We start from the raw sequence: 21,602 nt of genomic DNA on the forward strand, positions 1-21,602 counted from the left end.
ACTTCAACATTGTCCTCAATACCATAAAGATTAATTACCAATCAATACTAAACTACTTTGATAATAGAAGTACAAATGCTTCAGCGGAGTCTTTTAATGCAAAAATCAAAGCTTTTAGAGCGCAATTTAGAGGTGTTAGAAAAATTGATTTTTTCCTGTTTAGATTATCCAATCTTTTTGCCTAATCCCCAACTTTTGAACTTGATCCAATCCTATTATTATATTGGGCATCCATTTGTAGAACAGATAATTTTAATACAATCGAAAAATACCTAAGTTAAAACAAAAAAGGCATTAAAAGGGCACATTTTGATTATGCCCCCTAATAATCCTTCAAAACATTCCAAGACGGAATAAAATACCATTAGGCATACTATCATTATATTAAAACTAAACTTTTTCAATCGGTAGTCCTTTTCCCTGAACACTAATCATTATATTTTTTATTTAGAAAAAAAAACTGCCAAAACATCTATAAAAGAATGTCTTGACAGTAAAAAAATATTTTTATATGTAATAGATAGTTTACCTACCTTTCAATTAATCATAGATTTAGAATCCGTAAACCACACCTACAGCAAATTGTGAAGCTGATTTAGTAGCGTTACCGTTAGATTTTGCAAACACATCCTCTGAGCTACTATCTAATCTAAACTCAGGAATAATAGTCAATCCACCTGCTTTTAAGTTAGCAGAGAAAGTCAATGCTGTATAAGACTCATCAACTGATGAATTTTCTTTGAATTTAAAATATTCCCCACGTAAACCTAAACCAAAGTTTTCAGTTACTGCAACCGCTGGATATAAAGCTACACCAGTGTAACCAATTTTGTCTCCATTTGAAAAATCAGCAGTATTCAATCCTAATGAGAATTTCTCAGATAATTGGAAAGAAGCTGTTAAATCTACAATTGTCCCACTTTCTGAACCATCCATAAAGTTAATGTAAGCACTTACACCTTCTGTAGGAGCCAACGATAATTGAGCACCAATTGCGTTTAACCCTTTAATTGGATCTGCTTTATATGAATTCCATTGGTCATTAAAAGCACCTACCATCAAACCTACTTTGTCAGAGAAAGCATAATTTACTTTTACCCCTGCATTTTGGAACGGTCCGTTAGTAAATAAATAAGAAGTAGAATAGTGGAAATTAGCCACAGGTGAGATTACTTCATACCCTACAAATGTCCCCATGTATCCAGCTGTGAAGCTTAATTTATCTGTTGCTGCATAAGTAGCATACAAATTTTGAATATGGAATGAATTAAATCCGTTCCCTTCATCATATGTATTATCAGAATTAGGAATTGATTGAAATTGTCCTCTTGGTCCGAAAGAAACTTCACCAACGAAAGAAGCTTTACCAGTAGTTTTCTTTAAAGCGATATCAATCATACCCAAAGAAATTGAATTATGATCTGTTGCAAAACTTGTTCCAATGTTTTCACCTTTAGCGAAGTCATACTTGTAATAAAGATCCGCTGATCCAGAAATTTCTAATGGTGTGTCTTGAGCAAATGTCATGTTTCCTGTTAGCGCTAAAGCTAAAATAAAAATTACTTTCTTCATGTTTAATTTTGTTTTGGTTTAATAATTAATGTAAATGGTTTTTTCCTATTCTTTATTACTTAGAACGACTAGAATTCTAACTTTTATTTTGTTTCAAAAAACACAAATACACTGCATTTATTTATTTTTCTGTAGCGAATATATTAAGTAAAAATTAACTAAAACAAGAAATACTTCATTTTTTGAGCCAATTTTGGTCGTTTTATTAATAATCAAAAATCAAAAACAAAAAAATAGTCTTTTTGCACAAATTGGCACTAAAAAATACACTATTCACAACGCTATTTTTTAACACAACCCCTATTTTTTACACCAACAAACACAAAACAATCAAAAAAAATCACTTAAAATCCACAAAAAACAACTCTTAAAAAGAATACCCCCTTTAAAAAACAGGGGGTGCTTATTTTAATTAAAAAAAATAAATACCACCATCAATATTGTTCTTATATCTAGAAAATCTCGTTTTTAAACCTAAAAAAGGCCTCCAACACCATTGGAGACCTTTTCAAATAACTTAACAAAATGTTAATGTGTCTATTTTATAATTTCCTCTATACTTGCTAATTCATCAGCGGTAAAATACAATTTCTGGAGACTTTCTAAATTGTTGTTTAGTTGCCCAACAGAACTTGCTCCTATCAAAACAGAAGTCACTCTATTGTCTTTCATCAACCACGCCAACGCCATTTGAGCTAAAGACTGGCCTCTTTCTTTTGCAATTTGATTTAATTGAATGATTTTTTGAATGCGCTCTTCTGATACTTCTTCTCTTTTTAAATGTCCATTAGGATTATGCGCTCTAGAATTTTCTGGAATTCCGTTTAAGTATTTGTCCGTCAATAAACCTTGTGCCAAAGGCGAAAAAGCAATACAACCGACACCTTTATCTTCTAATACATCCAATAAACCATCTTCTACCCAACGCTGAAACATTGAATACTTGGCTTGATGAATCAAACAAGGTGTTCCTAATTCCTTTAAAACTTCTACAGCTACCTTGGTTTGCTCCGCCGAATAATTGCTGATTCCTACATACAATGCTTTACCCGAACGAACAGCATGGTCTAGAGCCATCATCGTTTCCTCAATAGGCGTTTCGGGGTCAGGACGGTGAGAATAGAAAATATCTACATATTCTAAATCCATTCGTTTCAAACTTTGGTCTAAACTAGAAAGCAAATACTTTCTAGAACCCCAGTCTCCATAAGGTCCTTCCCACATCGTATAACCTGCTTTGGTCGAAATCACCATTTGGTCTCTTAAATTGCCTTGAAAGTTATTTTTTAAAATCCTTCCAAAATTAGTTTCCGCTGAACCAGGAACTGGTCCGTAATTATTAGCTAAGTCAAAATGGGTAATTCCTTTATCAAAAGCTTCCTTAACGATGCTTTCTCCATTTTCAAAATTATCTACTGAACCAAAGTTGTGCCATAAGCCCAAAGAAATTTGAGGCAATAACAAACCGCTTTTTCCACATCTGTTGTATTTCATGTCTTTATTTTTTTATTTTCCTATGAGATTGTCATTAACTACAACCTATAACTTTATAGCAAAAAGGGCTTCGACCCTTCGATATACTCAGGGCAGGCTTAGCTCAGCCTGACAACAAACTTTAATTTTATCTTTAGTTTTACAAAACTAACAAACCATAACTCCTTATTATATGTATCGGTTTGGAATACCAAAACAATTCAAAATCCTCCAATTCCTTTTCAAAATCGGCTTGTATTTCTTGGAACGAATATACCTTTGTATTGGCAACCGCTATTTTATCCAAAATCGAGACTAACCATTTCCCTTCTTCTTTATTGGTTTGAATGGTAAAACTTTCTTTTTTATCATGAAAAGTCAGACTCATCATTTCCCAACTCTTTCCCTTTTTAGATTTGGTAAAATATTCCACTGCTGGCTTTCCGCCTAACCAAACTACTTTTGCTGTAGGTTTGATCGTTAAACTTCCTTCGTTTTCCAAAGCATTGTAGATAAAATCAGCTGGAATCTTGGTTTTCGGAATTTTAAATTCAAACCAATCTTGCAACGGATAATCGAAGCAAATGCCGTGCATGAAGTTGAACAAGGATTTTTTCAAGCCAAAACTAAATTTATCGTGATTGATTCCCGTTTTGTCTTTATAATTAATATCATTATTGGCAAATGTTCCAATGGCTTCCGTTTCTTTGACCACGCCAAATTGCTCTGGATACATTCCCACGGGGCTGTGCGCCGTCATCGCAAATTGATGCCAAAAACCCGATTGTAACACGCCTGCTTCAAATAATTGACGCACCATCTCCAAGCTATCCACGGTTTCCTGAATCGTTTGTGTGGGATAACCATACATCAAATAAGCATGTACCATAATTCCAGCTTGCGTAAAATGCTGGGTCACCTTAGCCACTTGCTCCACTGTAACGCCTTTGTCAATCAATTTCAATAATCGGTCAGAAGCTACTTCCAGTCCACCAGATACAGCAATACAGCCTGAAGCTTTGAGTAACATACACAAATCAGCCGTGAAACTTTTTTCGAATCGAATGTTTGTCCACCAAGTCACGGATAATTTTCTGCGTAAAATTTCGAGTGCCAAGGCCCGCATCAAAGCAGGCGGTGCGGCTTCGTCAACAAAATGAAATCCATTTTGCCCTGTAGCAGCCATTAATTCTTCAATTCTATCACAAAGCAAACTCGCCGCCACGGGTTCGTACACCTTAATATAATCTAACGAAATGTCGCAAAAAGTACACTTCCCCCAATAACAACCATGTGCCATCGTGAGTTTGTTCCAGCGACCGTCACTCCACATGCGGTGCATCGGGTTGACAATTTCGATAACTGAAATATATTTATCCAACAACAAATCCGAATAGTCGGGTGTCCCAACTTGCGATTGTTTGTAATCGGGTTTGGTGGAATTGTTTTTATAAACGACTTGACCGTCTTCTAATAAAAAGGTACGTCTAAAAAAGACTTCGACAGGCTCCCTCTGACAAAGGGTATCGATTAATAACTCTACTGGCAGCTCCCCATCATCCAAAGTAATGTAATCAAAAAACTCAAAAACACGGGTATCGGATAGCGAACGCAATTCGGTATTTGGGAAACCGCCACCCATTGAAATTTTAATTTGGGGATGATTTTTTTTCACCCATTGTGCACAACGAAAGGCACTATATAAATTCCCTGGAAAAGGAACGGATATCAAAAACAAATTAGGCTGAACGGTTTCAATTCTTTCTTTCAGTATCGAAAGTAATACTTCGTCAATATAGGTTTGCCGTTGTTGTAAGGCTTCGTACAATTCATCAAATGAATTGGCAGAACGTCCCAAACGTTCAGCATACCGACTAAAACCAAAATTAGCATCGACACATTCGACAATAAAATCAGAGATATCTTCGAGATATAATGTCGCTAGATGCTTAGCTTTATCTTGAGTTCCCATAGAACCAAAAGCCCAATCCAATTCTTCCAACTGAGCAAAACGAGAGGCTTCAGGCAGATAATCTTCTTGGCAAATTTGAAGTGCCAAGGTGGGATTTTTTCCTTGTAAAAAAGCAATAACCGAATCTATCGTTTTGATGTATTCGTCTTGGAGCGCAATTATTCTTTTGGCATTATCCGAAACGGCTTCAACCTGAAACTTGACACTTGACACCTGAAATAAATCTATCAATCCTTCTTTCGAAAATAATTTCAAAATCACTTCAATACCCAAATCCGCTTGAACGGAATCAATATTTTTAGTATTTAGAAATCCCTTTATATAAGCTGTTGCTGGATAAGGTGTATTCAGTTGCGTAAAAGGGGGCGTAATTAAAAGAAGTTTTGGTGTCAAAGGGAATTTTGTTTTGTACAAAAATAAGGTTTATTAATTATTATTCAACTAAAGATCTTTTTATGGGAAATAGAAAAAAACGTCTCACTTTTAGAATAAAAAAAACACAATTCAAGAAATAATAGAACTATTTTATTTTTTAAAAAACCACAAAAAAATCTTTAAAATCAGCTGAAATTTACCTACACAAAATTCCATTCTTTCATAATAAAAAACTGAATCTTTTTACTTACATTTGTTTTCCAACATTACTATAAATGAAGCTAAAAGACCTCTTACTATTTCTTTTATTCCTATCCTCACTTATTGTTTTTTCGCAAGAGGAAAATCACGATGCTACACACCACCACTTACTTGAAGATTCTCACGGGCATCTTATTCAAAATCTGGAAGAACAAAAAGAATTTTTGAAAATTCGAGAAGAAAAAAGAAAGTTTGAGCAACAAAATTTAAATAAAGCAAATATCACTTCAAAAACGGGTGCTGTTCAACAAGCTGTAGAAATGTGTACCAATGGTGGTTTGGAACAATATGAAACCATCAATGGGAATAGTTATCTTAAAAATTTTTTATATAATATAGGAGACCCTGCTGGACCTACACAATGCCGTTCTATTTCGAATACAGCCAATTCATATATCAATCGTTTTAATCCCTCAAACCTGAATATTATGGCTACGGGAGTACCCGCAAACTACATTGATACCTACATGGGAGATATAAAGGCTTTTGACCAATATGCTCTTAAAATCAACTACGAGAATAGCTCCACCTACGGCTCAATTGTACAAGGAAAAAGATTTAAAACAAATAATGAAAAATACCTCAAATTCAATTACAAAGCAGTCTTACAAACGGTTTATGACAATAGTCATACTGACAACCAACCCTTTGTTAAAGCACGTATTTTAGACAAAAAAGGGAGTGTCGTCAATGAAATTTGCTTAGTAGGTGATGAAAAAAATTGCATATTCACGAAAGTGCCGAGTCAAACTTCCCATTATGTTACTTTATATACTGCTAATTGGCAATCTGGACTATTGGATATTTCCTCCCTACCTAATAATGAAGAATTTACTATCGAATTTATGGCTTCAAGATGTGGATTAGGAGGTCATTTTGGTTATATGTATGTTGATGATATTTGTTTATTACATTCTACTGAAAACTTACAAGGCTCCGTTGAACTAGAACCCTTAAATAAAGTTTGTTCCACTTTACCTATATCTGTTTGCGGAAATTATACCATTCCAAATTCGGGTGGTATTTCTGCTTCCTTAAAAAAAATTACTTTGACCGTTTACGACAGCAGCAATATTGCGGTTTATAGCACTTCGACCACCTCCTCTTTAGACACTGCCAATAAAACGTTTTGTTTCTTATTAAAAGCCACTGATTTTCCTGATGTTTCCAATGCGAATTACAATGTAGGAGTAAAAGTGGATTATGATATTTCAGGAACCTCATGTTCTGGAACGACATTTAATTCAGCTATAGATGCAGATGCTAATCCCGGCTGGGATATCTCTTTTTTAAATTGTACCGCTAGTTGTGACATCAATGTAAAAACCGCTAAAATATCACAGTGTGACTCGAATCGCGATGGAACTGAAAATTTTGACCTAACCAAGTTAAATCCTTTGGTTGTTAATACGACTACTGGGTTAAACTTTAGTTATTACATGACCTACGACGAGGCCGTAAACAACTTGAATGCTATCAGCAACCCAACCAGTTATTTGAGCCCTAGTACCTCTATTTATGTAAAAGTAAATAAAGACGTTAGTTGTTATAAGATTATTTCGGCCAGTTTGGAATTAAGAAATCCAACCGCAAATATTACTGGAATACTAAACGTTTGTGCTGGTAGTACCGTATTAACAACTTCCCCTGGGGCCTCATATTTATGGAGCACGGGTGAAACAACACAAAATATAACCATTACCTCTATTGGCACTTATTCAGTGACCGTTACAGATTCATTTGGCTGTAGTAGTGAGGCAAATGTTGTCATTGAGAGCAGTCAAACTGCCGTTTTACCTACCCTTCAAATCACACAACCTTCTTGTTTCTCTCCACAAGGAACTATAAAAGTCACCTCGCCTGCAGCACAATATAGTTTTGATGACGGAGTTACGTGGACTACTAATGACACCAAAAGCAATTTAAATCCAGGAACTTATCTAGTCAAAATAAAAACAGTCAACGGTTGTACTTCTTATTCTCAAAGTGTTACCATTAAAACCGCAACCACACTTTATCCCCAATACACCTCCACCAATCCAAAATTTTGTGGCGATGTAGGTACGATAACAATTTTGGGGAACCCTGCTTACTTTAGCTTTGATGATGGAGTTACATGGGTGACTACTGCTACTGCCTCAAATCTTGGCCCCGGTAATTATAAAATTCGAACCAAAGATTCCCAAGGCTGTATTTCATCAGCTAGTAATGTTCTTATTAGTAGCAATACTCTAGCCACTCCTTTTTATACGTTAATAAATCCAGCATGTTCACAACCTGGAAGCATCACTATCAATACGGTTTCTGATTTTTACACTTTTGACGGAGGAGTTACATGGGTAAAAAGCAATACTAAAAACATTTTAAACTCAGGAACATTCGCTATAGGTATTAAAAATGCTATTGGATGTACTTCAAATTTCACCTATGTATATGCAAACGACCTTAAAGATACCTTTCCTGAATATGGTCTAATTTATCCTGAATGTGGCAACAATGGAAGCATTATCATTTCTACAGTTGCAGATTTCTATAGTTTTGATGGTGGTGTAACTTGGACTACAGACAACATTGCCAATGTACCTCATGGAAACTACCTCATAAAAGTAAAAAACAAAGCCGGCTGTATCAGTCAGGCTAGCTTTGTTAATTTATATCGATCCTTCCTCCCTTATCCTACAATTAGTATAGAACAACCTACTTGTGGAACCAATGGAAAAATAACTATTAACTCATTAGCTGATTATTATAGTTATGACAATGGTGTGACTTGGACCACACTCAATTCCAAATCTTTACCGCCAGGAATTTACTCTGTATTGATTAAAAACAATCTTGGCTGTATCTCCTATAGCACCCCCGTTTATCTTTACAATCCTAATATAGACGAACCCTCTTATACGGTTACACAACCTTCATGTACTAATCTCACAGGGAGTATCACCATAAACACAACAGCAGACTATTATAGTTTTGATGGAGGTTATACTTGGAAAACCACCCCAACTTTATCCAACATAAGTTCTTATACTTATCATACTATTTTAATAAAAAACAGTTTGGGTTGTATCTCAAAAAGTGTTAATATTTTAATTAATGAGCCCAATCTCCCTGATCCTGATTTTACTTTAGTCAACCCCAGTTGTGGCAACTCCGGAACAATTACGTTTAATACTGTTGCTGATTTTTATAGCATCGACAATGGAAAAACCTGGAGTTCTAATAATGTTTTTAGTAATTTAACTCTAGGTTATTACTACTTAAAAATAAAAAATGGGAGCTGTGTTTCCAAACACATCTTCATTTTTTTAGATAACAACTATTTAGCTACACCTAAATACAGTGTTACACAACCTACATGTAGTACACAAGGTACTATCACTATCAATACTGTAGCCGATTTTTACAGTATCACCAACGGCCAATCATGGGTTACAAACCCAGTCTTTTCAAATCTGGCTCCCGGATACTATTATCCACTGATAAAAAACGCAAACGGCTGTATTTCGAGATCAAGTAGTGTAAACATTCAAGCCTTTTATCTACCTAATCCTATATATACAACTACTCAACCGAGTTGTGGAAGCGCCGCTAGTGTCACCTTTAGTCCTCTATATAAAGAATACAGTATAGATGGTGGAAAAACTTGGCAAATCTCTAATACCTTTACTAATCTCACAACTGATTTTAATTATTATCTAGTTGTAAAAGATGCCTCGGGCTGTATTTCAAGTCCCTATACCACCATTGCAAGATTCAACCCCTATTTTTTACCCAATCCAGACTTTACTGTCATACAACCCTCATGCGGCACAAATGGAAGCATCAATATTGCAACGGTTGCAGATTATTATAGTTTTGACGGAGGTGTAACTTGGACAACAAATTCTTCCCTCACCAATATTACTTCAGGCAGTTACTCCATTGCCATAAAAAATGCACTTGGTTGTAAATCCTATAACATCTCTATTTACCTTAACCCGTATTACTTACAATCACCATATATAAAAACAGTACAACCTAGTTGCGGTGATGGAGGAAGTATTACTGTATTTTCAGCTGCTGATAGTTATAGTTTTGACAATGGTGTTACTTGGACAACAAATCCTGTTTTATTGAACCCAACTGCTTCTTATTATAATATTATTGTCAAAAATGCATTAGGGTGTAAATCACAACCTCAATCTACTTATATCTATAAATACAAATTACCATCACCTAGTATATTTGTTACTCAACCTAATTGTAATACTCCCAGTGGCTCAATAACCATAAATACTGCATCTGATCAATATAGCTTTGACGGAGGTAAAACGTGGACAACTAACCCCACATTACAGAACTTGTCTTCAGGCTCCTATTCTATAATTATTAAAAATAGTTTAGGATGCATATCAAACACCACCTCCGCTTATATTTATGCGCCGCCTGCGAAACCAGTTGCTCCTGTAGTTAAAATTACCCAACCTACAAGCTGTGGCGCCACAGATGGAAGCATTACTATAAACAGCATGGGAATAAGTTATAGTTTTAATGATGGAAATAGCTGGACCACCAACCCAACCAAATTAAATATTGGAGAAGGCACTTATATTGTTAAATATAAACCTACTTCATCTAGTTGTGAATCGCTATCGACAATTGTAAATTTAAATTCAGGAACCACGATTGCAGCTCCTAGTTTTACTACAACACAACCTAATTGTAGCGCGCCAAAAGGAACTATTACTATAACAACAAATGCTGCTACTTATAGTTTTGACAATGGATTATCGTATGTTTATGGCAATACTAAAACCGATCTTTCTCCAGGAACTTATTTTATTAAAATCAAAGATGCTTCGGGTTGTATTTCTGATCCAGCAACAGTGACTATTTCACCGTTCTCTGACCTTCCCGCTCCTTTGTACAAAGTAACCCAACCCAATTGCTCTCAATTTACAGGGACGATATCCATTGATACCGTAGCAGATTTATATAGTTTTGACAATGGACTTACCTTTGGAACATCTAACACTAAGACTAATCTTTCAGCCGGGACTTATGATGTCATGATAAAGTACCATTCTGGTTGTATTTCGCTTAGTACACCTGTCACCATAGATACTGCACCTACTGTTCCTGGAGTACCAAAAGTGATAGTGGCTGACCCAAAAGGCTGTGTTAGTTCATTAGGTACAATTACGGTTTCTACTGTGGCAAATCAATATAGTTTTGATGATGGTCTTAGCTGGAACACCGACAATACCGCTAGTTTAGCTCCCGGAAATTATTTAATTCGTATAAAAAACACAAATGGCTGTCCTTCACCGGCATTTTCTGCCACTATTAATCCACCCGAAAATGCGCCTTCTCCTCCAAGTGTAACGGTTGTACATCCCTTAAGTTGTAGCAACCCTTTTGGCTCAATCGCTATAACAAGCACTGCACATCAATATAGTTTTGATGATGGACAAAGCTATTCAGTAAATCCTAACTCAGGAAACTTAGCCGCTGGAACCTATCTTATACGAGTTAAAAACACAAATGGATGTGAATCTACAGCATCTTCGGTAACCATTAATGCCCCGACTGATTATCCGAATGACCCCCAGTTTACAGCCGTTCAACCAGACTGTCATACTCTTACAGGAACCATCTCTATTACCGATAGTGCACAAGAATATAGTTTTGATAATGGAGCCAGTTGGACTACAAATGCTATCCAAACCAACCTCACTCCTGACACCTATTACCTAAAAGTTAAAAATAACTTGGGTTGTATTTCCAATGCTACAAAAGTTACCCTAATCCCTTTTACCGATTTTACACCTAAACCTACTGCATCCGCCACACAAACTTTTTGCATTCAACAAAATGCTACTATAGGTACTATAAACATTACAGGACAAAACGTTCAATGGTATGACCAAGCAACTAATGGAAATAGTGTCCCTCTTAATACCTTATTACAAAACAATACGTCTTATTATGCTTCTCAAACAATTAACGGATGTGAAAGCGAAAGAGAAGCAGTATTGATAAAAATTCAAGATACACCCGCTCCTTTAGGTGACGCTGATCAATCTTTTTGTACCAATCAAAATCCAACCCTAAATACAATTACAGTTACTGGCACCACTATCCAATGGTACAACAGTACTGGAATTCTATTGCCTTCAAACACTTCTCTCACTGATGGCGAAACGTATTATGCAACTCAAACGCTTAATAACTGTGAGAGCACTCAAAAATTGGCCGTAAGCATTTCGTTTATTACCAGCTTACCCGCCAATAATTACAATGTCTCATTTTGCGACGATTTTGATGAAAAAACAAAAACCATTGATTTATCTTCCTATAACCCATCACTTATTGCAAACCCTAATCAGTATGAGTTTCACTATTACACCTCACTTATAGGGGCTGAAAACCAAGTATTATCCAACAAAATAGTTGACTTTAAAAACTATAAATTATCATTAGGAGTAAATACCCTTTATGTTCGTATTAACTCCAATACTCCTTGTTATGCCATTTCCGAATTAAAGTTCACCTTGTTTTCAAAACCTTTGGTTCCTATTAACAACATCGTTCCTATTTGTCAAAACACCTCAGCCTTGGTAGATGCGGGAAATCACAATAGCTACCTATGGTCCACAGGAAGTACAGCTTCATCCCTACTTATCAATCAAGAAGGTAAATATTGGGTAGAAGTAGAAGACCATCACGGAACAATACATTGTACCAGCCGTAAAGAATTTGAAGTTGTTTTATCGAATAAAGCAACTATTACGAATATTTCAACGGTAGATTGGACAGATACTGAAAATAGTATTTCTGTATTTGTAACTGGGAATGGTGATTATGAATATTCCATTGACGGTAATCTTTTTCAAGACAGCAACCAATTTACCAGTTTAAGAAATGGAAAATATGAGGTAACTGTTAAAGATAAAAATGGTTGTGGTACCGTTAGCGAAGAAGTATATTTATTAATGTATCCTAAGTATTTCACTCCAAACGGGGATGGATACAATGACACTTGGAACATTCAATTTTCGGAAATGGAAACTAACATCACGATAAAAATATTTGACCGATATGGAAAATTAATCAAGACTTTTATTTCGCAGAACGACAGTTGGGATGGTACTTATAATGGAAGAGAACTTCCAGCAACTGATTATTGGTTTGTGGTTACAAGAGAAAACGAAAAGGAATACAGAGGTCATTTTAGTCTAAAACGATAATCATCATTTCCTAAACATTTCTTAATCCCTGAAAACATCATTATAGTTTTCTTATTTTAGCAGTAAATTTAGAATGAAAAAACATGCCAAACGACTGTATTAGCTATCAAAATTCAGGTTATTTCACCCCTTTGATGATCGATTATTTGAACCAAAAATCAAATCTTGACTCTTTGTATAACCGATTTCCAACTTTGGAAAATTTTGAAGCACAAATACAAGAAAAAAGAGAACAGTTTAGTCTTGAAACAAGAACTACATTGGTTTCTGTTTTACACAAACAATATCAAAACACCACGATATCCGACTTGACAGCAGAAAATATTGAAGCTTTAAAAGTCAACAATACCTTTACCATCACCACTGGTCACCAATTGAATTTGTTTAGCGGTCCATTGTATTTTTTGTACAAAATCATTTCGACAATTAATTTAACTCACAAACTAAAAGCGACCTATCCCGCCTACAATTTTGTTCCTGTTTATTGGATGGCTACAGAAGACCATGACTTTGAGGAGATCAATTATTTTAATTTCAAAGGAAAAAAATTTCGCTGGAACACAGCAAGCACTGGAGCAGTAGGACGATTAAACACCGAGGGACTAGATGAGTTTTTAGAAATATTTGCACTAGAATTAGGACACACTACCAATGCTAACACCTTAAAAACACTTTTCACCCAAGCTTATTTACACCACTCCAATTTGGCCGATGCCACAAGATTTTTGGCGAATGCTTTATTTGGTGAATATGGATTGGTTATCCTTGATGCCGATAATTCCGACTTAAAACAGCTATTTGCTCCTTACATCAAAGAAGAATTAACCCAACAAACTGCATTTAAAGCTGTAAAAGAAACCATCAACAAGCTCAGTGATTATGCGATTCAAGTAAATCCGCGTGAAATCAATCTCTTCTACCTTGAAGACCAACTACGTGAAAGAATAATTTATAAGAATGATACATTTATAGTCAACAATACCAACTTGGCCTTTTCTAAAAATGAAATTTTGAACTTAGTGGATACTAATCCAGAAAAATTTAGTCCCAATGTGGTTATGCGTCCCTTATACCAAGAAGTAATTTTACCTAATCTCTGCTACATTGGAGGTGGTGGTGAAATCGCTTATTGGCTGGAACTAAAGGCGTTTTTTGATACTGTAAAAGTTCCTTTTCCTATTCTTTTAGTCCGAAATGCTGTAGTTTTAGCCACTCAAAAACAGGTCAACAAAGCAGAAAAACTCGAACTTTCTTGGGCTGATTTATTTAAAAAGCAAAATGAACTAGTCAACGCACTTACTCATAAATACTCTGCTTTTCCTATTGATTTTTCTACACAAAAAAAATACCTCCAACACCAATTTCAAAGTCTTTATGAAATGGCTTTACAAACAGATAAATCTTTTGTAGGAGCGGTAAAAGCACAAGAAAAAAAGCAGCTAAAAGGACTCGAAAATCTTGAAAAAAGATTGTTCAAAGCTCAAAAAAGAAAATTAAAAGACCAGCTAGAGCGTGCCATTGATTTACAAAACGAATTATTTCCTAACCAAGGATTACAAGAACGTCAAAATAATTTCTCTGAATTTTATTTGACAGAAGGGATTCATTTACTTCCCAAATTATTGCACACCTTAAACCCTCTTGCACAAAATTTTGATATAATTACATTATAACCTCTATCAAACTAATATTTTTAGTTATTTTCGTACCCTAAAACACCTAATAATTACAAATACAAACATAACTCATGACAACTAACAGAACTTTTACCATGATTAAACCAGATGCTGTAGCAAATGGTCATATCGGGAATATTCTTGCTATGATAACGAATGCAGGATTCAAAATCGTATCGCTAAAATTGACGCAACTAACTGTAGCTGATGCACAAGCATTTTATGCAATTCATGCTGAAAGACCTTTTTTCGGTGAATTAGTAAACTTTATGTCTAGCGGACCTATCGTGGCGGCAATTTTAGAAAAAGAAAATGCCGTTACTGATTTTAGAACTTTAATTGGAGCTACTAATCCAGCTGAGGCTGCCGAAGGTACGATTCGTAAATTATACGCAACATCATTAGGCGAAAATGCTGTTCACGGTTCTGATAGCGATGAAAATGCTGCAATTGAAAGTGCTTTTCATTTTTCAGGGAGAGAGCAGTTTTAAATAAATAAAGAATTTGGATTTTTTTATTTAGGATTTGCGGTGCTAAATCCTAAATAAAAATCCTGAATTTTAAATCATTACCTTAAAACTACATTTGTTACGACATCACGTCCTATTTCTTCATTAATCATTTTGATGATTTTGGATTTCCCTAAACTCAGTTCTTCCCTGAGAACAGATGAAGTCAATTCTACATACAAGGTACTGTTTTTCAACGCTACGTTTTGGGTATAGCGATTTACACCGTTGCCCATCAAATTAGCCCAAGCTTCTTTCACGTTTACCTGATCCATACCTGATTGCAGTCTGTGCCCTTCAATAAATTGTTGAATCACAGCCCCCACAGTACTTTCATTATTTAGTCGTTTCGCCATTTCCAGTTAAATTTATTGCTCCTGTTTTTTTATAATGATATTCTTTATTCTCCTCGTTTCTCACAACTAATTCCTCGTCCGTTACCTTTACTAATTCCTCAGACCATTTGGCAAAATCAGTTGAATAATCCAAATAAACCGCCTCTTTTTCAAAACGTACTTTTATCTTTTCATAACTGTCATTAGCTATAAAAGTTCCGTCTAATTGTGGTTTTACTTTTTTACGGAAACCTACGTTATTTTTGATTTCAAAATAATCAAAATTTTCGTTGATTTTATAATTCTTATCTTCTCCTTCAGCTACCTCAACTTTTTCAATTTCCCAGTAGCCATTGAGTTTTACTACATCCTCAGGTGTTATTTTATGTTGACAAGAAACAAAGAATAAACAAAAAAACAACCATTTAAAAAACCATTTCATACTTTATTATTTTATAGATGCAAATTACATTCATTAGTTCGCTTGCATGTAGTCCTGCAATTGTTAGCAAGCCAGTGTTATGACAATGGCAAGCGTAACACATTATTTCCATTTACAAAGTTAAACTTAAAAACAGCAAACAAAATAAAAAAAACAGTACTCACTTTAAACTTTTTAAATTACATTTAGTCAAAAACACATTGAATCAGTTCATAAGACTAAAAAAGTAAATTTTAAACAGGAACTCAATGGAATTAATCAATCACTACTTAAAAAGAAGCAGTCGTATTTTATTCTTATTCCTACTCACCGCTTGTAGTAATGATAATGATTCTCCTGTTGAAACTACTTATTTCCCTCCATTAGCAGGCAATACTTGGGAAACCAAAAGTATTTCTAGTTTGGGTTGGAATCAAAATGCAGTTCAATCCTTACTAGATTTTTTAGAACTCAAAAACTCTAAATCTTTTATCCTTTTAATTGACGGACGAATTGTGATGGAAAACTATTTTAATGGTCATACCGCTAGCAAAGGATGGTACTGGGCTAGTGCTGGCAAAACCTTAACATCCGCAGTAACAGGTATAGCAGCACAAGAAGGCTATATTAACATCAACCATAAAGTATCCGACTACATAGGAACTGGGTGGACTAGTTTACCATTGGCCAAGGAAAACTTAATCACTAACAAGCATTTACTCAGCATGACCTCAGGTCTAGACGATAGCAATGACTGTGTAACACCAGCTTGTCTTACTTATAAAGCTGATGCGGGTACTCGATGGGCGTATCACAATGTCTATGTAAAATTACAAGACGTAGTGGCTCAAGCTACTAAACAATCTTGGAACAATTATTTCAACGCCAAACTAAGAGATAAAATAGGCATGGAGGGTAATTGGTTTCAAATAGACAATAACTCGGTTTACTTTAGCACCAGTCGTAGCATGGCTCGTTTTGGTTTGTTAATTGCTAATAAAGGGAAATGGGAAAACACTCAAATAATAAATGAAAACTTTTGGAACGAAGCTACCAACACTTCTCAAAATATCAATTTAGGTTACGGTTATTTATGGTGGCTCAACGGAAAAAGCAGTTACCACCTACCACAATCACAATTGCAAATACCAGGGAGTATAATTCCGTCAGCACCTAATGATATGTATATGGCTTTGGGCAAAAATGATCAAAAAATTTATATCGTTCCCAGTAAAAAAATGGTAGTCATCCGTATGGGCGATGCTGCCGATGGTTCCAATTTTGCTTTATCGGATTTTGATGATGCGTTGTGGAAAAAGATAAAAGCGTTGTATGAATAAAAAATAGTTTTTTATGGAATTGCACCTCCTGATTTCGCAAAACGTTACAAAGTGATATTGCTTAATCGACCTTGGTATTTTTAGAGTAATTGCCTCATCCAACTTTATTTTAAAAACGTATCATTCTAACAAAGCAACTTTTATTTATAATCGAAAAATCGAAATTTCCACTTTTGTAAAACGAAATTTCCATTTTTGAGACAAATATAAGAATGTTTTAATCACCGTTTAAAATATATTTAAAAAGCCCCAAACGGGGCTTTTTTAGCTACTTTTAGAAGAGTACCGCTCTAGCATCAATAAATCAGGTTTAAACACGTCCTTGACGTCTGTATTAGGCTCAAACGTGCTAAAGGCATTATGTTGCGGTTTCTTTATGATAATCCCTTTATTAATATCCGTTAAAGCCGTTTCAATCAGTGATAGCCCTAAGCCCTGCAAATGATGCTCCCACAGTAACTTTGCCGCCTTTTTAGGCTCCATACCGTATAGCTTCGGGTCTATGAATAAAATATCCTGATAAGCAATATCACCACGGTCAATCCCGCTATTCAGCCAAAACACAGTACCTCCTGTAACGGCGTCACGCATACGCACCGCCCACTCAATAGACGAACGCCCACGGTGACGAGGTAATAAGCTCGGGTGGTAACCTATCCAGCCAATTTTAGCCTTATATCTTGTACGTGTGCCAATATAATCAAACGAGTGAGCCGTAATACCCACGTCCACATTATCGGGCATAGTATCGGCGTTTAATGTGCCCGCAGGAATTACTGGAATATTAAAAATGCGGGCGGTTTTAGTAATATACTTATCATCTAGTGGCGCACAAACACCCACAACCTCAACAAAAGGCATATTATTGCAAAGGTTGAGAACCAACTCCCCAAAATACTTTTGCCCACTTATAAAAACTCTTAATTTCTTCATTTTCCTAAATATTTAAAACTTTGTATTGCTCTAAAGTGTCCGCCGTAGCCACAGCCTTTAATACCTTCACTTTTACCCGTTTTCATGATACTGGCATTACTACGTGTTTTATTCGACCCGTAGAGCATCGCAGCCGTTTGATTCCACTTATTAGAGTGCCTCAAGTAGCCACAAAGTTGCGGGTGTGAGGTGTGAAAAAAAGTGTGGTACTTTCGGTTGCAGCGCCCGTTTCCTTCCAAATGGTATTGCATTATTTCATTCAAAAAAGCAGTTCCAACGCCCGCACCTTGCCACTCGGGCATTACTACTAATCGGGTGGCACGGTAAGCCGTAGCGGTAAACAAAGGGCAAACGGCAACGTGCGCCACCAATTCGCCGTTTACCGTACCAACGAAATACTCAGCGGCGGGTGGATGCGGAAGGTCTAAATAATAATGCTCTTTAAAATACTTCCAGTAAGTTCCGTTGACCTTCCAAATGTCAAGCTTGATATTGGGTCGGTTGGCGATAGCAATTTTTTTTTTAATACTTTGGTGTTTACATCATACACCCAGTCTGGTTGAAGCCATTCGATAATATCATAGTGGCACGATAATAAAACTACTTTTTTGCCTTTGTTCTTGCGCCAATTCTTAGCGAAAGCCATAGCCCCAATTTTAGCAATCTGTCGGTCAATTACGGACGTAAACTCATCAACAACCGATTCATCGGGAGCCTCAGAAACCAATCGAGCTAATCCCGCCCTAAACTGCTGACCGTTAGAAAGTGCGCCAAAAGGTCGTAACCAACTAGGTACATCGCCCAAGCCCACAGACGATAAAGCGGCGGTGGTTTCGTTAAAATCGCCATTGGGCAAAATGCAGTCAATAATAGGCTTTGAATTATCCCACCCTTTATAAAGGTCGTGAAGCTTATCCGAACCAAAGAACTGGCGACCTAATGAGGTCTTACCGCTTCCAGACGTTCCCACAATTAATCCAATACCCCAGTCGAGGTCATCAATTTCAATATTAAATTCTTGTGTCCAGTTTGCGCCACTTTCGGCATTAAACAGGGACTTTACTCTTTGCGCACGGTAGCTTTCAAAATCCTTCGTGCTGTTTTCAATTGTTATTTTCATGTTGTGACCACTTTAAGTTTATGCCCTTTTTTTTGTAACTCTTCGAACACCTTTTTTTGTTCTTCTTCATCTTTACAAATCACAATAACCCCGTATTGTTGCTTGTATAAAAATTGCTTTGCCATATATATTAATTTAGTTTACATTTGTACCTCTCACCTCAATAAAACACAAAAAAGCTCAAGAACTAAAGAAGACATTGATACGTCCTCCGTAGCTCTTGAGCTCGTGTTTAAAATTGGGGTGAGATACTTTTTTAAAGCGGAGGACTATTATTTTTCCCTGTCATCTCGAGCGAAGTCGAGAGACCGTCCTCCATAGGAACTACTTAACTATAAAGCTTTCAATAGCCTCATCAGTCATTATGCTTGCAATACAATGCCCGCCTTTATTCCATTTGGTAAAATCAATGGCATCAATTAAAATTGAAACCAACCAACCCAGCCAACTAAGCGACTTTTCAAGCCTTTTTTTACCGAAAACACTCGATAGCGTTTCGCCGAACCTCCCAAACTGGTAACCGCCTTTTGATAAAGCAGCATTCCAAAAACTAGGAAATAAGTTATTGGCAAAAACATCGACTTTGAAAGCTTTTTTAAACTTTCGCTCAGCGGTAATTTTAAACCACTTCCTGTTTTTTACGTCAATAACCAAGACGGTTATTTCGTCAAGGATATACACGAAAACAAACAGAATTAAAGCGATTATTGATAATAAGAAGCCCATTATTAGACAAATTGAAATTGAACAATAGCTTTTTCTCCTTTAAAATTTAATGTATTCAAAAGCCATTGTCTTGCAAAAGGGTCTGTTAATTCCACTCTAGGGTCATCTAACGAACCACCTGTAAACATTTGTCTTGCTTTTTCGGCAGTAGGAAATCCCCAATCTACCATTTGATAATCTTCTGGCATACCGTTCTCAGCTATATAAGCAAGCATTGGCACTGTTAGTCTTGGTTTAGACTCTGGGTCTTCCGAGTCATATTCGGGATTAAGAATTGAAATTTTGGTGGTTCTATTGCTACTTTGTTCATCCCCTTCATCCCCTAAAAATGAAAGCGTATGACTTCCAAGTAAAATAGTTCTATCATTCTTCTGATAAGTCATATCAAACTTTACAGAAAAGAAATTCTCTCCTTGTATGATTATTTCTGTATCATTGATTTCAACGTTTTGGAATTGCCCCTCAGAATCAAGAGGGCTTACATAAATTGGTGCTATTAGTTTCATATTGTTTTAATTTTAAGCGTGTATTGTCCAGCCTTTAGCTAGAAGTAATGTTTCTGAATTTGTACCTATTATTGAATTTGTATTGCCAGTCGTGTATATTGTGCCGCCAGTTCCTAGACTACTAATCCAAGCAGTGTCATCATTCCAAGCAGTGGTTGTTATCAAATTGGATGAAATATTTATATTATTCAGTCCACTTGGTAACGCAATGGATGGATTGAATGTCGTTAGCTGATTTGATTGTAAATCTAAAAGAGCTAAATTATTGGGAAGAGCAATGGATGGATTGAATGTCGTTAGCTGATTGTTTGAAAGTAACAATATGCTTAGTCCACTTGGTAACGCAATGGATGGATTGAATGTCGTTAGCTGATTTGATTGTAAATCTAAAACATCTAAATTATTAGGAAGAGCAATTGAGGGATTAAATGCTGTTAATAAATTACCTGCTAATACCAATACCACCAATCCACTTGGTAGAGAATTTGAAGGGTTAAATACAGTCATCTGATTGTTACCAAGTGTCAGCAAGAACAAACTACTTGGTAGAGGAAGAGAAGGATTAAAGGACGTTAATTGGTTTCCAGATAAAAACATTAATTGAGTATTATTCGGAAGTGCCACACTGGGATTAAACTCACTTATTTCGTTATCCTGCAAGTACAACCATATTAAACTACTTGGCAATGCAAGTGAGGGATTGAATGTTGTCAAACCACATTGACTCAATACTAAGGCTTCTATGCTATTAGGTAAAGCATTTACAGGATTAAATACCGTAATACCACTATTACCACTAATATCTAAAGAAGTTAAACCAGAAGGATAAACACTATCTGGATAAGCTGTCAAGTCATTTTCTTCAACTGATATTTCAAGAATGTTTCCTTCAAATGTTCCAGATAACGAGAAATCCGCTAAATACAGATTGTACAAATAAAGATAAGAATCTGCTGGAACCGAAGCTACTGTAAAAGTAGCCACATTACCAACTACATCTACAGAATCAAATTCCAAACTACCTTGCATATTAAAATAATCATTCCACTCAGCTATATCTGTATAATCCCCAATACCTAACCAAGTAGCGGTGGTGGAGATGTCAGTAAAAGTCAGTGTCATCTGATTTAAAGCACTGACATCATCCTGCA

General features: G+C 35.8%; 17 protein-coding genes. 5 read left to right on the forward strand and 12 right to left on the reverse strand.

The features are described 5' to 3' along the window. The coding region (locus K5R64_RS13850; protein WP_220762118.1) for a transposase at positions 1 to 185 on the forward strand (185 nt) is incomplete at its 5' end. Positions 186 to 552: 367 nt separating this feature from the next. On the opposite strand, the gene K5R64_RS13855 is transcribed toward K5R64_RS13850, so the two are convergent. The 3 genes from K5R64_RS13855 to K5R64_RS13865 form a co-directional block, all read right to left on the reverse strand. Beyond that, positions 553 to 1,572 carry a porin gene (locus tag K5R64_RS13855; RefSeq protein ID WP_220764270.1) on the reverse strand — a complete coding sequence of 340 codons (1,020 nt, stop codon included), beginning with the start codon at positions 1,570 to 1,572 and terminating at the stop codon, positions 553 to 555. Between the two features lie 537 nt (positions 1,573 to 2,109). Continuing rightward, positions 2,110 to 3,066 carry an L-glyceraldehyde 3-phosphate reductase gene (mgrA, locus tag K5R64_RS13860; RefSeq protein ID WP_220764272.1) on the reverse strand — a complete coding sequence of 319 codons (957 nt, stop codon included), beginning with the start codon at positions 3,064 to 3,066 and terminating at the stop codon, positions 2,110 to 2,112. Between the two features lie 139 nt (positions 3,067 to 3,205). Beyond that, positions 3,206 to 5,410, reverse strand: a complete 2,205-nt coding sequence (locus K5R64_RS13865) for a radical SAM protein (protein WP_220764274.1) — start codon at positions 5,408 to 5,410, stop codon at positions 3,206 to 3,208. Positions 5,411 to 5,667: 257 nt separating this feature from the next. Here K5R64_RS13865 and K5R64_RS13870 point away from each other — a divergent pair, with 257 nt between their 5' ends. The 3 genes from K5R64_RS13870 (at position 5,668) to K5R64_RS13880 (ending at position 15,052) form a co-directional block, all read left to right on the forward strand. Further along, positions 5,668 to 12,885 carry a T9SS type B sorting domain-containing protein gene (locus K5R64_RS13870; RefSeq protein WP_220764276.1) on the forward strand — a complete coding sequence of 2,406 codons (7,218 nt, stop codon included), beginning with the start codon at positions 5,668 to 5,670 and terminating at the stop codon, positions 12,883 to 12,885. Between the two features lie 83 nt (positions 12,886 to 12,968). After that, positions 12,969 to 14,558: a bacillithiol biosynthesis cysteine-adding enzyme BshC gene (gene bshC, locus K5R64_RS13875; protein WP_220764277.1), complete on the forward strand. Its 1,590-nt coding sequence runs from the start codon at positions 12,969 to 12,971 to the stop codon at positions 14,556 to 14,558. A 74-nt stretch (positions 14,559 to 14,632) separates the two neighbouring features. Then, on the forward strand, positions 14,633 to 15,052 hold the full coding sequence (locus tag K5R64_RS13880) for a nucleoside-diphosphate kinase (RefSeq protein ID WP_220764278.1): 420 nt from the start codon (positions 14,633 to 14,635) through the stop codon (positions 15,050 to 15,052). Positions 15,053 to 15,129: 77 nt separating this feature from the next. Here K5R64_RS13880 and K5R64_RS13885 read toward each other — a convergent pair whose 3' ends face one another. Both K5R64_RS13885 and K5R64_RS13890 read right to left on the reverse strand, forming a co-directional pair. Further along, entirely contained in the window at positions 15,130 to 15,426 is a 297-nt protein-coding gene (locus tag K5R64_RS13885; RefSeq protein WP_220764279.1) for a DUF721 domain-containing protein, read from the reverse strand. Further along, on the reverse strand, positions 15,407 to 15,847 hold the full coding sequence (locus tag K5R64_RS13890) for a lipocalin family protein (RefSeq protein WP_220764280.1): 441 nt from the start codon (positions 15,845 to 15,847) through the stop codon (positions 15,407 to 15,409). The genes K5R64_RS13885 and K5R64_RS13890 overlap by 20 nt, the downstream gene beginning before the upstream one ends. A 248-nt stretch (positions 15,848 to 16,095) precedes the next feature. On the opposite strand from K5R64_RS13890, the gene K5R64_RS13895 reads away from it, so the two are divergent. Continuing rightward, positions 16,096 to 17,166, forward strand: a complete 1,071-nt coding sequence (locus K5R64_RS13895) for a serine hydrolase (protein ID WP_220764281.1) — start codon at positions 16,096 to 16,098, stop codon at positions 17,164 to 17,166. Positions 17,167 to 17,430: 264 nt separating this feature from the next. On the opposite strand, the gene K5R64_RS13900 is transcribed toward K5R64_RS13895, so the two are convergent. From K5R64_RS13900 to K5R64_RS13925, 7 genes are all read right to left on the reverse strand, one after another. Then, complete coding sequence (locus K5R64_RS13900) at positions 17,431 to 18,099, reverse strand: formyltransferase family protein (protein WP_220764282.1); 669 nt, start codon at positions 18,097 to 18,099, stop codon at positions 17,431 to 17,433. Further along, complete coding sequence (locus K5R64_RS13905) at positions 18,096 to 18,626, reverse strand: GNAT family N-acetyltransferase (RefSeq protein ID WP_220764804.1); 531 nt, start codon at positions 18,624 to 18,626, stop codon at positions 18,096 to 18,098. Before K5R64_RS13905 ends, K5R64_RS13900 begins: the two co-directional genes overlap by 4 nt. Next, the gene (locus K5R64_RS13910) at positions 18,524 to 19,219 is read right to left on the reverse strand and encodes a hypothetical protein (RefSeq protein WP_220764284.1); all 696 of its coding nucleotides are present in this window, start codon (positions 19,217 to 19,219) and stop codon (positions 18,524 to 18,526) included. Before K5R64_RS13910 ends, K5R64_RS13905 begins: the two co-directional genes overlap by 103 nt. Further along, positions 19,216 to 19,344, reverse strand: a complete 129-nt coding sequence (locus K5R64_RS17255) for a hypothetical protein (protein WP_255580388.1) — start codon at positions 19,342 to 19,344, stop codon at positions 19,216 to 19,218. The genes K5R64_RS13910 and K5R64_RS17255 overlap by 4 nt, the downstream gene beginning before the upstream one ends. Positions 19,345 to 19,543: 199 nt before the next feature. Continuing rightward, complete coding sequence (locus tag K5R64_RS13915) at positions 19,544 to 19,945, reverse strand: hypothetical protein (protein WP_220764286.1); 402 nt, start codon at positions 19,943 to 19,945, stop codon at positions 19,544 to 19,546. A 2-nt stretch (positions 19,946 to 19,947) separates the two neighbouring features. Next, positions 19,948 to 20,451, reverse strand: a complete 504-nt coding sequence (locus tag K5R64_RS13920; protein ID WP_220764287.1) for a hypothetical protein — start codon at positions 20,449 to 20,451, stop codon at positions 19,948 to 19,950. Between the two features lie 12 nt (positions 20,452 to 20,463). Then, on the reverse strand, positions 20,464 to 21,573 hold the full coding sequence (locus K5R64_RS13925; RefSeq protein WP_220764288.1) for a hypothetical protein: 1,110 nt from the start codon (positions 21,571 to 21,573) through the stop codon (positions 20,464 to 20,466). Positions 21,574 to 21,602 lie beyond the last annotated feature (29 nt).

Origin of the sequence: Flavobacterium sp. UMI-01, assembly GCF_019656315.1 — a bacterium.
GTDB lineage: Bacteria > Bacteroidota > Bacteroidia > Flavobacteriales > Flavobacteriaceae > Flavobacterium.